This is a genomic window from Nocardia sp. AB354 (assembly GCF_049538315.1).
GTDB classification, from domain to species: Bacteria; Actinomycetota; Actinomycetes; order Mycobacteriales; family Mycobacteriaceae; genus Nocardia; species Nocardia nova.
This window is the reverse complement of record NZ_JBMVFU010000002.1, coordinates 283,538-298,379: the sequence shown is the minus strand read 5'-3', so window position 1 is coordinate 298,379 and position 14,842 is coordinate 283,538. Positions and strand designations below refer to the sequence as shown.

12 protein-coding genes are annotated in these 14,842 nt (G+C 68.5%); 8 read left to right on the top strand and 4 right to left on the bottom strand.

Annotated features, from left to right (window positions below):
• Positions 1-16 precede the first annotated feature (16 nt).
• Positions 17-901 carry a DUF6542 domain-containing protein gene (locus ACPCUW_RS03915; RefSeq protein WP_030518615.1) on the top strand — a complete coding sequence of 295 codons (885 nt, stop codon included), beginning with the start codon at positions 17-19 and terminating at the stop codon, positions 899-901.
• A gap of 323 nt (positions 902-1,224) precedes the next feature.
• Here the strand turns inward: ACPCUW_RS03915 and ACPCUW_RS03910 are convergent, their stop codons facing one another.
• Entirely contained in the window at positions 1,225-2,232 is a 1,008-nt protein-coding gene (locus ACPCUW_RS03910) for a 4-hydroxy-3-methylbut-2-enyl diphosphate reductase (protein WP_423423682.1), read from the bottom strand.
• Positions 2,233-2,371: 139 nt separating this feature from the next.
• On the opposite strand from ACPCUW_RS03910, the gene ACPCUW_RS03905 reads away from it, so the two are divergent.
• From ACPCUW_RS03905 to ACPCUW_RS03890, 4 genes are all read left to right on the top strand, one after another.
• On the top strand, positions 2,372-3,148 hold the full coding sequence (locus tag ACPCUW_RS03905) for a lipid droplet-associated protein (protein WP_423423681.1): 777 nt from the start codon (positions 2,372-2,374) through the stop codon (positions 3,146-3,148).
• Positions 3,149-3,264: 116 nt separating this feature from the next.
• On the top strand, positions 3,265-4,512 hold the full coding sequence (xseA, locus tag ACPCUW_RS03900; protein ID WP_423423788.1) for an exodeoxyribonuclease VII large subunit: 1,248 nt from the start codon (positions 3,265-3,267) through the stop codon (positions 4,510-4,512).
• Positions 4,509-4,736 (top strand): exodeoxyribonuclease VII small subunit, encoded by a 228-nt coding sequence (locus ACPCUW_RS03895; RefSeq protein WP_305779186.1) that lies wholly within the window; start codon positions 4,509-4,511, stop codon positions 4,734-4,736. The genes xseA and ACPCUW_RS03895 overlap by 4 nt, the downstream gene beginning before the upstream one ends.
• Positions 4,737-4,738: 2 nt before the next feature.
• Entirely contained in the window at positions 4,739-5,083 is a 345-nt protein-coding gene (locus ACPCUW_RS03890; protein WP_030518610.1) for a VOC family protein, read from the top strand.
• An 18-nt stretch (positions 5,084-5,101) separates the two neighbouring features.
• On the opposite strand, the gene ACPCUW_RS03885 is transcribed toward ACPCUW_RS03890, so the two are convergent.
• Positions 5,102-5,665: a DUF4245 domain-containing protein gene (locus tag ACPCUW_RS03885; RefSeq protein WP_063016961.1), complete on the bottom strand. Its 564-nt coding sequence runs from the start codon at positions 5,663-5,665 to the stop codon at positions 5,102-5,104.
• 184 nt (positions 5,666-5,849) lie between these two features.
• Between ACPCUW_RS03885 and glpX the strand changes: the two genes are divergently transcribed.
• Positions 5,850-6,896: a class II fructose-bisphosphatase gene (gene glpX, locus ACPCUW_RS03880; RefSeq protein WP_063017010.1), complete on the top strand. Its 1,047-nt coding sequence runs from the start codon at positions 5,850-5,852 to the stop codon at positions 6,894-6,896.
• An 87-nt stretch (positions 6,897-6,983) separates the two neighbouring features.
• Here glpX and ACPCUW_RS03875 read toward each other — a convergent pair whose 3' ends face one another.
• The gene (locus ACPCUW_RS03875) at positions 6,984-7,973 is read right to left on the bottom strand and encodes a hypothetical protein (protein WP_423423680.1); all 990 of its coding nucleotides are present in this window, start codon (positions 7,971-7,973) and stop codon (positions 6,984-6,986) included.
• Positions 7,974-8,534: 561 nt separating this feature from the next.
• Here ACPCUW_RS03875 and ACPCUW_RS03870 point away from each other — a divergent pair.
• Together ACPCUW_RS03870 and ACPCUW_RS03865 are read left to right on the top strand one after the other, a co-directional pair.
• The gene (locus tag ACPCUW_RS03870) at positions 8,535-12,008 is read left to right on the top strand and encodes a beta strand repeat-containing protein (RefSeq protein WP_423423679.1); all 3,474 of its coding nucleotides are present in this window, start codon (positions 8,535-8,537) and stop codon (positions 12,006-12,008) included.
• Between the two features lie 117 nt (positions 12,009-12,125).
• Positions 12,126-13,532 carry a class II fumarate hydratase gene (locus tag ACPCUW_RS03865; RefSeq protein WP_104393299.1) on the top strand — a complete coding sequence of 469 codons (1,407 nt, stop codon included), beginning with the start codon at positions 12,126-12,128 and terminating at the stop codon, positions 13,530-13,532.
• Between the two features lie 61 nt (positions 13,533-13,593).
• On the opposite strand, the gene ACPCUW_RS03860 is transcribed toward ACPCUW_RS03865, so the two are convergent.
• Positions 13,594-14,778: an FAD-dependent monooxygenase gene (locus ACPCUW_RS03860; protein ID WP_423423678.1), complete on the bottom strand. Its 1,185-nt coding sequence runs from the start codon at positions 14,776-14,778 to the stop codon at positions 13,594-13,596.
• Positions 14,779-14,842: the final 64 nt, after the last annotated feature.

Here is a 14,842-nt window from a genome sequence, read left to right as displayed (position 1 = left end):
AGATAGTGTGCTTCACGTGGCAGCTACCCAACGCGAGCGATCCGATGTACCCGCCTCGCACCTCTCGATCGTCCCGTCGGTGCCCGGCATCCCCGCCGGCGCCGCGGTATTGATCGCGGTGGCGTGCACTTTCATCGGATTCTTCATCGACTCCGGAAACAGCGGTAAGGAGCTGACCCATGTGTTCGCCGCGTTCTACATCATCGGATGTGTGATCGCGGCGTGCGTGGTGCGCTATCGCGGCCTGTTCACCACCATGGTGACTCCGCCGCTACTGCTGTTCATCGCCGTCCCGCTGGCCTATCAGCAGCTCACCGGGCACAGCTCGACCTCGGTGAAGGACATTCTGCTGAATCTGGCGATTCCGCTGGTGAACAGATTCCCGACCATGGCACTGGCGACGGTCCTGGTGCTGGGCGTGGGCGCCCTGCGAGTGTGGCTGTACCGCAATGCCGACACCACCGCGCGCCCTGGCCGGGAACGCACGCGCGGCAGCGACAGCTGGAATCCGCGCTCGGCCGCCGGCCGGGCTCGTCGCACGCGGAGCGAAGCCGGCGCCGAGGACACCCTGCGGCGCAGTTCCCGGGGTCAGAAGCGCGGGGCGGAGGCCACCAAGACCGCCAAGACTCCCAAGCGTGGCGATTCGGCCGCTCGCGGGTCCGGGGCGGCCAAGCGGAGCGCGGAGCCGGAACCCGCCCGCGCGGCGCGCCGCGCGGGCGGCAAGGTGGCCGAACGCCCGCCGCGCGTCTCCGCCGCCGCGGCCTATCCCCGCACGGGTGAGCGCACCCGGACCGCCGAACGCACGCGAGTCGCCGAACCGCAGCCCCGTCGCGGCCGGCCGCAGCCGCCGAGTGATGTGCCCCCGCATCCTCGGCCGAACGTGCGCTACCGCGACCGCTGAGCCGAACGTCGCGAGCGCCGAACCGGTTACGGCTGCGCCCGCAGTGGTCATCCCCGAATTCCCCACGCCCACTCATCGTCTCGATGGCGCGCGCCGTTACCGGTGCCGCAAGACAGCACGCTCCCAACGTCGTTCGAGGTCGGGAAGCAGCGGCATCGACGAGCCCCGCGCCCAGCTGAGCGACACGTCCCGGACGTGAACGGCGGCCGCATCGTCGGACGGCGCCGACCGTGCCGCGAGCGCCATCGCGACCGCCACGCGAGCGTCGCCGGACAATGGCACGGGCCCTGGCGTTGCGAGGGTCTCGTAGGACCCGCGCTCGCTCAGCGGCGGCCGGTGGTGCGCAGTTCGCGCGGGAGGGCGAAGACCAGGGTTTCGTTCGCGGTGGTGACGGGCTGGACCTCGCCGTAGCCGTGTTCGGCGAGCAGGTCGAGTACGCCACGCACCAGGATCTCGGGCACCGAGGCACCGGAGGTGACGCCGACGGTCCGCACGCCCTCGAACCAGGCCGGGTCGACCTCGCGGGCGAAATCGACCAGGTGGGACGCGCGGGCGCCCGCGTTCAGGGCGACCTCGACCAGCCGCTTGGAGTTGGAGGAGTTGCGGGAGCCGACGACGATCACCAGATCGCATTCCGGCGCCATCGCCTTCACCGCGACCTGGCGGTTCTGGGTGGCGTAGCAGATGTCGTCACTGGGCGGGTCCTGCAGATTCGGGAAGCGCTTGCGCAGCCGCTGCACCGTCTCCATGGTCTCGTCCACCGAGAGCGTGGTCTGCGACAGCCAGATCACCTTGTTCTCGTCGCGCACCTCGACGCCGTCGACCGCGTCGGGGCCGTCGACCAGCTGCACGTGGTCGGGCGCCTCACCGGCGGTGCCCTCGACCTCCTCGTGGCCCTCGTGGCCGATGAGCAGGATGTCGAAGTCGTCGCGGGCGAAGCGCTTGGCCTCCTGGTGCACCTTCGTCACCAGCGGGCAGGTCGCGTCGATGGTGTGCAGGTTGCGAGCCGCCGCGGACTCGTGCACCGCCGGCGACACGCCGTGCGCGGAGAAGACCACCACCGCGCCCTCGGGCACCTCGTCCGTCTCGTCGACGAAGACCACGCCGCGCTCGCGCAGGGTCTCCACCACGTGGCGGTTGTGCACGATCTCCTTGCGCACGTAGATCGGCGCACCGTGCTTCTCGAGGGTGCGCTCCACGGTTTCCACCGCCCGGTCCACACCCGCGCAGTAGCCGCGTGGTTCCGCGAGCAGCACCCGCTTGCCCGCGCCGACGCCGGCCGCATCGGCCGACCGGGCGATTCCGACATTCAGGGGGATAGCCGAGGACATGTCCACAGCTTACGTGCGCCGGCCGACGGGGAAAGTCCCGCCCGCGCACAGCGGGTGCGGCGGTGTGGCGGGACGCGCGAGAATGGAACACGTGAACTCTGTTCTTTGCATCACCGGCCGTTTCGGGCAGGCTAGGGACATGTTCCGACCTCCCTACCTGGCCCGGGTCGCCGCTGGGGCCGCCGTCTACGCCCTCGAGGAAACTCGCCGGTTACCCACTGTGGCAATCCATCTGCCGATCACGGCGATCAGCCAGTTGCTGCAGACCTCGATGCATCTGCAGCAGTTCGTGACCAGCCTCGCCCTCAAGGGTGACGAGGTCTTCGACAGATTGGCCAATCGCCCGGTGGAGCAGCCGGAATGGGCCACGTTCGACGAGGATCTCGACGACGAGCAACCGTTCGGCAGCGGCGATTTCGCTGCGCGGAGCGACAGCGATTTCGCCGCACGGCTCAGCCGCTTCGATCTGTTCGCCGAATCCGACCCGGCCGAAGGCGTCCCGGAACCGACGGCCTCGATCACCCCCTCGCCGACCAACGGCTATGCCGCATCTCACACTGCGGAGTCGGACACTACCGAAGCGGCCACCGCGGAAACGGTCGCAGCGGAGAGCACCGCCGCCGAGGCGGCCGACGCGGAGGCCACCGAGGCGACCGGCGAGGACACGGACACCACCGGAACGGGCACCGCCGGCACCGCGGCGTCCGCACCGGCGCAATCTCGCGGTGTGATCGAACCCGAGGTCGCCGGGCGGTACGACTACGCGAACATGACGCTGGCTCAGCTGCGGGCCCGGCTGCGCATGCTCAGTGTCGAGGAACTGGCCGACCTGCTGGCCTACGAGCAGCAGACCCTCGACCGGGCGCCGTTCGTGACCATGCTGACGAACCGGATCGCCACCGTGCAGGCCAAGTGACCGACTCACACGCCGACGCGCCGGCCGCCGGGGCCCGAGCCTCCGGGGAACCGGCGCGTTCTGCTGCCCGCCCCGCCAACTCGGCCGAACAGCCGTGGCCGGTGCGCACCATCGCGATGAAGGTCGCGCAGTGGATCGATCGACTGGGCAGCGTCTGGGTGGAGGGACAGATCACCCAGATCAATCTGCGGCCCGGCACCCGCACCGCGTTCCTGGTGCTGCGCGATACCGCCGCCGACATGTCGCTGTCGATCACCTGCGATCCGCAACTGCTGCGCGCCTCGGCCGTCCCGCTGCAGGAGGGCAGCCGGGTGGTGGTCTACGGCAAACTGTCGTATTTCACCGGCCGGGGCACGATCTCGTTGCGCGTCACCGAGATTCGACCCGTCGGTATCGGCGAACTGCTGGCCCGCATCGAACGGCTGAAGGCGCTGCTGGCGGCCGAGGGTTTGTTCGATCCGCGGCTGAAGCGGCCGATGCCGTTCCTGCCCAAGGTGATCGGCCTGATCACCGGCCGCGCCAGTGCCGCCGAGCATGACGTGGTGACCGTGGCCCAGCAGCGCTGGCCCGCGGTGCGTTTCGAGATCCGCAACACCGCCGTACAGGGCCCCACCGCGGTGCCGCAGATACTCGACGCGCTGGCCGAGCTCGACGATCACCCGGAGGTCGAGGTGATCGTCTTGGCGCGCGGCGGTGGCAGTGTCGAGGATCTGCTGCCGTTCTCCGACGAAACCCTGTGCCGCGCCATCGTTTCCGCGACCACCCCGATCGTCAGCGCGATCGGGCACGAGCCGGACAATCCGCTCTCGGACTACGTCGCCGATCTGCGCGCGGCCACCCCGACCGATGCGGCCAAAACGCTGGTCCCCGACGCCGCGGCCGAACTCGCCGGTGTCCGGGAACTGCGCGCCCGCTCGGCCGCCGCCCTGCGCGGCTGGGTCGATCGCGAGGGGCGCGCGTTGCAGCAGCTGCGGTCGCGGCCGGTACTGGCCGATCCGCTGCGGATTCTGGAGCAGCGCCACGACGAGATCGAGCGGCTGCGCACCGCGGCCCACCGCGCGGTCGAGAACTGCCTCACCACCCAGGCCACCACCGCGCGGCATCTGCGCGACAAGCTCACCGCGGTGGGCCCGGCCGCCACCCTGGCGCGCGGATACGCTGTCGTACAACGGGTTACCGGTACCGAAAGCCATGTCGTGCGCACCGTCGCCGACTCCCCGCCGGGCACGCAGTTGCGTATCCGGGTCGCCGACGGCGCGATCAGCGCCGCGGCCCTGGGCAGTCGGGCACTCGCGAATCCCCTGCCGGCTCAGCGGGTTACGGACCGGCCGGCACCGCCATCCGAACAGGAGGAGTCGTCATGACCGAGAGCGACGTCGCCGAAATCGCGACCTTCGGCTACGAACGCGCCCGCGACGAGCTGGTCAACGTCGTGAAGATGCTCGAACAGGGCGGAATGGACCTCGACGATTCGCTGGCCCTGTGGGAACGCGGTGAGGCGCTGGCCAACCGCTGCGAGGAACATCTCGCCGGAGCCCGCCGCCGGGTCGAGGACGCCCTGTCGCGGCGCGGCGCAGCGCAGGACTGAGCATGGACATTCGTCGTGTCGTCCCGGATCTGCGGGTCGCCGATATGGCTCGGGCGCGCGCCTTCTACCGGGCGCTGGGCCTGGACGAGGTGATGGATCTCGGCTGGGCGGTCGGGCTGGCCTCACCGAGCAATCCGACCGCGCAGATCCTGCTGATCGGCGCGAATGCCGATGAGCCGCAACCGGATATCAGCGTCGAGGTCGCCGATGTGGACGCCGCGCACGAGACGATGGTCGCCGCCGGAGCCGAGGTGGTCTACGCGCTGCGCGACGAGCCGTGGGGTGTGCGGCGATTCTTCGTCCGCGATCCGGACGGCACGGTGGTCAACGTCGTGAGCCACCGCTGAGCCACGGGGCGGCGATTCTCAGGGCTGCAGCGGGGCGGCGGCGTCGACGGCCTGCGCGAGCGTCAGATAGGCCGCCTCGTTCGCGGCGCCCTCGAGCAGCACGCGGCTCTGCCCGAAGTCGGAGATCCAGGCCGGCTCACTGCCCTGCACGTGGTAGACGGTCCACTTCTGGTTGCCCACCATCCGGGACCCGGAAGGACTGCGGGTGTCGACGATGTGGGCGGCCAGCGCGCTCTCGCTCGCATTGCTCTGGCTCAGCTGCAGGTAGGTGCCGTTGGAGGTGATGAAACCGACGGTGCTGACGGTGCCGCCACCGGTCCCGGTCACAGTGTCGCGACTACCGGAATTGGCCTTCCAGTCCGCCGGAACCGCGGGGTCGCGGATCGGGAAGGGCAGCGCCTTCGCGTCGTCGTGCAATGCCGACTGGACATCGAAATTCGGCACCTGACCGGGCGTGGGCCCGTGCGCGGAGAAGCTGCACTGACTGGCCACCGCGGCCAGCACCACGCAGATCAGTACCAGCGGGATCAGCGACCAGATCAGATCCCGGTAGTCGTTGAGGATGCGTGGTTTCTGCGACACGTCCCAAGTATCCACACGCGGCCGAAGCCGCCGAGCCTCGCCCTCCGGCCACGAGGCCGACATCACAGCCGCCTTCACCGGCGCGGACGCTCCTCCCGCGAAGTGGAACAGCAGTACCTGAATGGCCGATCCGACCGTTCTGCGACAATTCACGCAGCAAAACACAACTCGAGGAGGCACCGTCATGACGGCACCCACACCCGCAACCAGTCGCCGCCGCGAGGCCCCGGACCGCAACCTCGCACTGGAGTTGGTCCGGGTGACCGAGGCCGGTGCGATGGCCGCGGGCCGCTGGGTCGGCCGCGGTGACAAGGAGGGCGGCGACGGGGCGGCCGTCGACGCGATGCGGCAACTGGTGGCCACCGTCTCCATGCGCGGCACCGTCGTGATCGGCGAGGGCGAGAAGGACGAGGCCCCGATGCTCTACAACGGCGAGGCCGTGGGCGACGGGACCGGTCCGGAGGTCGACTTCGCGGTCGACCCGATCGACGGCACCACGCTGATGTCCAAGGGTTCGCCGGGCGCCATCTCGGTACTGGCCGTGGCCGAACGCGGCGCCATGTTCGACCCCTCGGCGGTGTTCTACATGGACAAGATCGCGGTCGGCCCGGAGGCGGCCGACGTCATCGATCTCTCCGTTCCGATCGCGGAGAATCTGCGCCGGGTGGCGAAGGCCAAGAATTCGCTGGTTTCCGACCTCACCGTCTGTGTGCTGGACCGGCCCCGCCACGCTCGCCACATCCAGGAGGTCCGTGACGCGGGCGCGCGCATCCGCCTGATCTCCGACGGCGACGTGGCCGGCGCCATCGCCTGCGCCCGTCCCGATTCGGGCACCGACATGCTGGTCGGCATCGGCGGCACCCCCGAGGGCATCATCGCCGCGGCCGCGCTGCGCTGTATGGGCGGTGCGCTGCAGGGCAAGCTGGCCCCCACCGACGACGCCGAGAAGCAGAAGGCGCTCGATGCCGGTCACGACCTCGACCGCATCCTGACCACCGAGGACCTGGTCTCGGGTGAGAACGTCTTCTTCTCCGCCACCGGCGTCACCGACGGCGACCTGCTGCGCGGTGTGCGGTACTACAGCGGCGGCGCCTCGACCCAGTCGATCGTGATGCGCTCCAAGTCCGGCACCGTGCGCATCATCGACGCCTACCACCGCCTGACCAAGCTGCACGAGTACGCCTCGGTCGACTTCGTCGGCGACGAGACCGCGATCCCGCCGCTGCCGTAATATCTGCCTCCGCTTCGCTCCGGCGAAGTCGACAGGGATCTGCCTCGACGGCGCTCGGGGGTGGGAGCGCAGTGCCGGACTCGCGCCTCACTGCGCCGATTCGATCAGCAGATACTCGAGGCGGGCAGTCTCGTCGCCGTCGTCCCCGACGTCGATGACGGCGACGAACTCGTGGTCACTGACTCGGCGCTGCAAGAGACTCCACGAGCTGGCGAGGTACCAGCTCGCCCCGGTGGTACCTCTCGGTCCCAAGCCGGCGCAGAAAATCCGGTATCGGGTGGGGTGCAGCGCCGGGCTCGTCCGCACTCGCGCGATGATGCCGATGCTGTGTCCTCCGCTCGGACCGAATCGGCTTCCGTCGGTCAACGCCAGTTGCTCCGATCCGGCGGCGCTGTCGTCGAGGGTGAACAGCCGCCGGTCGGCGGTGTCGAGATACCTCCGTGTGCATGCGTTTCCGGTCAGCCCGAAGGCGATGTAGGTCCGGTCGTCGTGCGCGACAACCTCCCGGTCGCTCCGGACATCGGCCGAGAGGCCGGTCCGGCGCTGAAGCATGGACAACACATACAGCAGTCCGCGAACCTCCCGCTCCGGCAATGCCGCCAGCACATTCAAGCGATGATCGGCCGCGAACGCGCGGAGTCGTCCCTCCACTGCGCACAGGTCGGCAGTATCGACCGCCTGGTGCGCCGGCACGGATCGCAGGGGCAGCTCCAGGGACGGGTAGACGAGAGTTATTCCGCCGGAAATCATCTCGGCGCCGAGAAACGCCTCGAGTTCGACGTCGATCACGGGACCCGTTTCGCGCGCTCCCGTGCCGAGGGGTGTGGCATCCGCCGTCCGAAACAGATTTTCGACCGTCCAGCCGGGGAACATCTCGGCCAGCACCCGACAGTGGTAGTCACGGGGAAGGCCGACCATCTTGCCCGAAAGCCACTGGTAGTACTGGGTCTTCGCCGGACCGTAGCCGGGCGGAATGGGTGGATCGAGGCGCGCGGCGCAGGTGTCGTACGCCACCAGGAAATCCGCGTGGCTGGTGAGATGCTGTTGCGCCAGCAGCATCTTCAGAACGGTAGCCAAGGAAACCCCCTTACCCCTGCAACCACCGCCCCCGCGGCGGCTCGATCGACAACCGCACCTCACGCGGGGCCGCCGACGCGTGCGGCAACCGGCTGGAAGCCGGTACTGCGCCGGCGCAGGTGCAGGAAATTCCGTTACCGATCCCGCCCATCACGACCACGATGAGCTGCGCGACCCTTTTCCGGGCACGGCGAACGCGATGATCCGCGTGTCCGCATACCGGGTGGTTGTCTTACTCGATCGGTGGCCCACTTTCCATTAAGCCCCCTAACACCGTTGGGCAGCAACGGATCTCCGATCCGTTTTCGTCCGTTTTCCACAACTGCCACGGACGCCCCGATCGTTCGTCCTCTCGGGGCACGGCCGCACCGACGCCGAAACACGCTGCGGCACAAGATGCTTGCTGATCTTGGAACAGGACGGAAGGCGATAACGGACGAAAACGAACCGGGCAGAGCGTCCCACAGCATGTTTCACGGACGTTAATTGAAGTAGCGGAAGCACAGAGCAACCCGGGCAGCTATCCGCGCTGCCCATCACAGCAGTCAGGAGGCAAATGCCGTGCCTACCATCACCTCACTCTCGCCGACGTCCGGACCTGTGACCGGAGGAACCAGCGTCACGATCACCGGTACCGGGTTCACCGGCCCCACTACCGTGCGATTCGGCGCTACCGCAACGACTTTCACGATCGATTCGCCGACGCAGATCACCGCGATCGCGCCTTCCGGATCCGTCGGTACCGTACAGGTCACCGTCACCACGTCGGCGGGCACCAGCAACGGATTGCCGTATACCTACCTCGCCGTTCCCGCGTTGAACAGCATCAGCCCCAGCCAGGGGTCGACCGCGGGCGGCACGACGGTCACGCTCACCGGGTCCGGGCTGACCGGAGTCACCGCGGTGAATTTCGGCGCCACACCGGCAACCTCGTTCACTGTGGATTCCGACACCCAGATCACCGCCGTCGCCCCCGCCGGCACCGGAATCGTATCCGTGACGGTCACCGGGCCCGGCGGCACAAGTAACCCGGTCACCTACGTCTACGTCGTCGTTCCGACCATCACCTCGATCTCCCCCACGTCCGGACCTACCGCGGGCGGAAACAACGTGACGATCACCGGAACCGGATTCACCGGCCCGTTGACGGTCCGATTCGGCACCACCGCAACGACATTCACCGTGAACTCCCCCACCCAGATCACCGCGGTCGCCCCGGCCCATTCCGCCGGGACCGTGCAGGTCACCGTCACCGGCTCGGGGGGCACCAGCAACGGTGTCGCCTACACTTACGCCGCGGTGCCCACCTTGACCAGCATCTCCCCCGCGTCAGGATCGGTAACGGGTGGAACCACAGTGGTTCTCACCGGCACGAATCTGACGGGCGCGACAGCGGTGAGTTTCGGTGGCACACCGGCAACCTCGTTCACGGTCAATTCCGCCACCCAGATCACGGCCGTCACCCCGGCGCATTCGGCCGGGACCGTGCAGGTCACGGTGACCACGGCGGGTGGAACGAGTAACGGTGTCGCCTTCACCTATGTCGCGGTGCCGACTCTGACGGCGATAGTGCCGAGCGCCGGTCCGGTTGCCGGCGGGACAACCGTCGTACTGACCGGCACGAACTTGACCGGCGCCACCGCCGTCATATTCGGCGCCACACCCGCAACCTCGTTCACGGTCAACTCCGCCACGCAGATCACGGCGGTCGCTCCCGCCGGGACGGCGGGGACGGTGCAGGTCACCGTCACCACCGCCGGCGGTACGAGTAACGGTGTCGCCTACACCTACGTCGCCGTGCCTACCCTGACCGCCGTCGCTCCCAGTTCCGGGCCCATCGCCGGCGGGACCACCGTCGTACTGACCGGCACGAACCTGACGGGCGCGACAGCCGTGAGTTTCGGTGGCACACCGGCAACCTCGTTCACGGTCAACTCCGCCACCCAGATCACGGCCGTCACCCCGGCGCATTCGGCCGGGACCGTGCAGGTCACGGTCACCAACGTGGGTGGTACCAGCAACGGCGTCGCCTACACCTACATCGCGGTACCCACCCTGACGACCGCAGTGCCGAACGTCGGCTCGGTAACCGGCGGCACCACCGTCGTACTGACCGGAACGAACCTGACCGGCGCCACCGCCGTCAACTTCGGCGCCACACCGGCAACCTCGTTCACAATCGACTCCCCCACTCAGATCACGGCCGTCGCCCCCGCCGGAACAGCGGGGACAGTGCAGGTCACCGTCACCACAGTGGGCGGAACCAGCAATGGCGTCGCCTACACCTACATCGCGGTACCCACCCTGACGACGGCCGTGCCGAACGTCGGATCCGTGACCGGCGGCACCACCGTCGTATTGACCGGCACCGATCTGACGGGCGCGACAGCGGTGAGTTTCGGTGGCACACCGGCAACCTCGTTCACGGTCAACTCCGCCACCCAGATCACGGCCGTGGCGCCGGCACATTCGGCCGGGACCGTACTGGTGACGGTCACCACCGTGGGCGGAACCAGCAACGGCGTCGCCTTCACTTATGTTCCCGTGCCTACCCTGACGACGGCAGTGCCGAACGTCGGCTCGGTAACCGGCGGGACGACCGTCGTATTGACCGGCACCGATCTGACGGGAGCCACGGGAGTGAGTTTCGGTGGCACACCGGCAACTTCGTTCACCGTCGACTCCCCCACCCAGATCACGGCCGTCGCTCCCCCCGGGACGGCTGGGACGGTGCAGATAACCGCGACCACTGCCGGTGGAACCAGCAACGGCGTCGCCTACACCTACATCGCGGTACCCACCTTGACGACGGTGGCGCCGAACGTGGGCGCGGTAGCAGGCGGGAACACGGTCGTACTCACCGGGACCGGCCTGACCGGCGCGACAGCGGTCGATTTCGGTGCCACTCCGGCATCGTCGTTCACCGTCGACTCCGCCACGCAGATCACGGCGGTCGCTCCCGCCGGGACGGCGGGGACGGTGCAGGTCACCGTCACCACGGTGGGTGGCACGAGTAACGGTGTCGCCTACACCTACGTCGCCGTGCCTGCCCTGACCGCCATCGCTCCCGATTCAGGGCCGATCGCCGGCGGCACCACCGTCGTACTCACCGGCACGGCGCTGGCAGGCGCCACGGCAGTGAATTTCGGCGCCACACCGGCAGCCGCGTTCACCGTCGACTCGCCCACCCAGATCACGGCGGTGACACCCGCCGGGACGGCCGGGACCGTACTGGTCACCGTCACCACCGCGGGTGGTACCGGTGACGGTGTCTCCTTCACGTATGTCGCGGCTCCGACGCTGACCGGGATAGTTCCCGGTTCAGGGCCGGTGACCGGTGGGACCGTCGTCACCCTGACCGGAACGAATCTGGCCGGCACCACCGCAGTCGCATTCGGTGCCACACCGGCCACCTTCGCCGTCGACTCGGCGACCCAGATCACGGCAATCGTCCCAGCCGGGACGGCTGGGACGGTGCAGGTAACCGCCACCACAGCGGGTGGCGTCAGCAACGGTGTCGCGTATGCCTATGTCGTGGTTCCTACCCTGATCGCGGCGGTGCCGAACGTTGGCCCGGTTGCCGGCGGAACGAACGTCGTGCTCACCGGCACGGGCCTGACCGGCGCCACAGCGGTGCATTTCGGTAGCACGCCGGCGACATCGTTCACCGTTGACTCCGATCTCCAGATCACCGCGGTAGCTCCCGCCGAGTCGGCCGGCACGGTGCTGGTCACTGTCACCACCCCAGGGGGAACGGTGGATGGTGTCTCCTTCACCTATGTCGCGGTGCCCACCCTGATCGCGGCGGTCCCGAATACCGGTTCGGCCGCCGGTGGGACAGTCGTCGTTCTGGCCGGAACAAACCTGACCGGCACCACAGCGGTGAATTTCGGTGCCACGCCGGCCACTTCGTTCGCCGTCGACTCCGATTTCCAGATCACCGCCGTCGCCCCGGCGGGGGTAGCCGGGACAGTGCAGATCACGGCCGCGACGGGTGGCGGAACCAGTAACGGTGTCGCCTACATCTACATCTGACACCGAACGCGGCTGGGCCGTCGGCGGGCTGTTGCCTGCCGGCGGCCCAGCCGCACTGTGCGAAAAGCCTCAGGCGTGGCAGCCCACTCGCTCCGCCAACCGGCTTAGTGTCGAGTTATGACCGACGACCAGACGCAGTACCGCATCGAACACGACACCATGGGCGAGGTCCGCGTTCCGGTGAACGCGCTGTGGCGGGCGCAGACGCAGCGGGCGGTGGAGAACTTCCCGATCAGCGGCCGCGGCCTCGAACGCGCTCAGATCCGCGCCCTCGGCCTGCTGAAGGCCGCGTGTGCGGCGGTGAACCGGGATCTGGGGCTGCTCGACGGTGTGAAGGCCGAGGCGATCATCGCCGCCGCGAACGAGATCGCCGAGGGCCGCCACGACGACCAGTTCCCGATCGACGTCTTCCAGACCGGCTCCGGCACCAGCTCGAACATGAACGCCAACGAGGTGATCGCGAGCCTGGCCGCCGCCCGCGGCATCACCGTGCACCCCAACGACGACGTGAACATGTCCCAGTCGTCCAACGACACCTTCCCCACCGCGACGCATCTGGCCGCCACCGAGGCCGTGGTGAAGGAACTGCTTCCGGCGCTGGATCATCTGCGGCTGCGACTGCTGGACAAGGCCACCGAATGGCGAACCGTGGTGAAGTCCGGCCGCACCCACTTGATGGACGCCGTCCCGGTGACGCTCGGCCAGGAGTTCAGCGGCTACACCCGCCAGGTCGAGGCCGGTACCGAACGCCTGGTCGCCGCGCTGCCGCGGCTCGGTGAATTGCCCATCGGCGGCACCGCCGTCGGCACCGGACTCAACGCACCCGCCGGCTTCGGCGCGAAAGTCGTTGCGGAACTGCGCAAGACGACCGGGCTGGACGAACTGTCCGAGGCCCGCAACCACTTCGAGGCCCAGGCCGCCCGGGACGGTCTGGTCGAGATCTCCGGTTCGCTGCGCACCATCGCCATCAGTCTCACCAAGATCGCCAACGATATCCGCTGGATGGGGTCCGGACCGCTCACCGGGCTCGCGGAGATCCAGCTGCCGGATCTGCAGCCGGGCTCCTCGATCATGCCCGGCAAGGTGAATCCGGTGCTGCCGGAAGCTGTTACGCAGGTCGCCGCCCAGGTGATCGGCAACGATGCCGCGGTGGCGTGGGGCGGCGGCAACGGCGCTTTCGAACTGAACGTCTACATTCCGATGATGGCCCGCAACGTGCTGGAGTCGATTCGGTTGCTGGCCAATGTGTCTCGCCTGTTCGCCGACAAGTGCGTGGCCGGCCTGACCGCCGATACCGAACGGCTGCGCCGGCTCGCGGAGTCCTCGCCGTCCATCGTCACACCGCTGAACTCGGCCATCGGCTACGAGGAAGCGGCCGCCGTCGCCAAACAGGCACTGCGCGAGAACAAGACGATTCGCGAGACGGTCGTCGATCGCGGATTGATCGGCGAGAAGCTGTCGGAGGAGGAGCTCGATCGCCGGCTGGACGTGCTGTCGATGGCGAAGGTCGAGGAACAGGACTGATCACACGGTCTCCGGATCCGGCCGCCGGGACGCGCCGGGAGGTCGGATCCGGAAGTGCGTTTCAGGCCGCCACCAGCGCCGGATAGTCGCGCAATTCGATGTCGTTGGCGGCATTGTCGGTGTACTTCAGCATCAGGTCGAACATGCGCGAGCCGAGGAACCAGTTGCGCATCCGGATCCCGCGGGCGGTGCGCGGTGCGAGGAAGCGGCCGGCGTTGCTGTTGCCCGCGATCTTGGCGTAGCGCTTCATCAGTTCGTCGTACCGCGCGAAGGCCGCGGTGTGGTCGCCGCCGGCCAGCGCCAGCTCACCGGCCAGCACATAGGCGCCGACCACCGCGAGCCCGGTTCCGAAGCCGCCCAGCGTATTTCCGTACGCGGAGTCGCCGACCAGCGCGATCCGGCCCGTGGTGTAGCGGCCCTTCATCCGGACCTGCCCGATCGAGTCCAGGTAGAAGGAGTCGAGTCCGGACAGTTCGGCCATCATCGCCGGGACCGGTCCCCCGGCTCCGGCGAAGGCCTCGGCCAGCGCCCGCCGCTGCGCCGCTTCGTCGCGCCGGTCGTAGCTGAGCCGATCGGCGGCGAACATGTACATGTGCGCGGCCTTGTTGCCGCCGCGGACCGCGAGCCGTCCGGGTTCGCTGTAGGCGAGCGAGCGGTTGCGCTGCCGCGGCCCGTTCGGATCGTGGCCCCAGCCGGCCGCACCGGCGGTGCAGTAGTAGTAGCCCAGGTGCTTGACATAGTCGGCCTCGGGACCGAAGGCCAGCGCGCGCACCCGGGAGTGGATACCGTCGCATCCGACCACCAGGTCGAAGGTGCGGGCGGACGCGTTCTCGAATTCCACCTCGACACCGGTAGCGGTCTCGCGCAGCGCGGTGACGGAATCGCCGAACAGGTATTCGCAGCGGTCCGCGGTGCGCTCGTAGAAGATCTCGGCCAGGTCCCCGCGCAGGATCTCGACATCGCCACCGGTGAAATCGCCTGACATGACGGCCAATTCGCGGCCCTCCGCGTCGGTGAGGACCATATCGGTCTTGCCGGTCTGCCGGCGGTGGATCTCCTCCCAGACGCCCATCCGCTCGAGCACCGTGCGGTGGGTCGCGCCCTTGAAGTCGACGGCCTGACCACCGGGCCGCAATTCGGGCGCCCGCTCGACGACGGTGACGGCGAAGCCGTAGCGCTGCAGCCAGTAGGCCAGCGCCGGGCCGGCGATGCTCGCACCGGAGATGAGAACTGTCGTATTCCGCATGAGGACCCCTCGGTCAGTAACTGTGTCTGTTGGACGCTAATTAGCGTATGTTGGACGCAGTTTT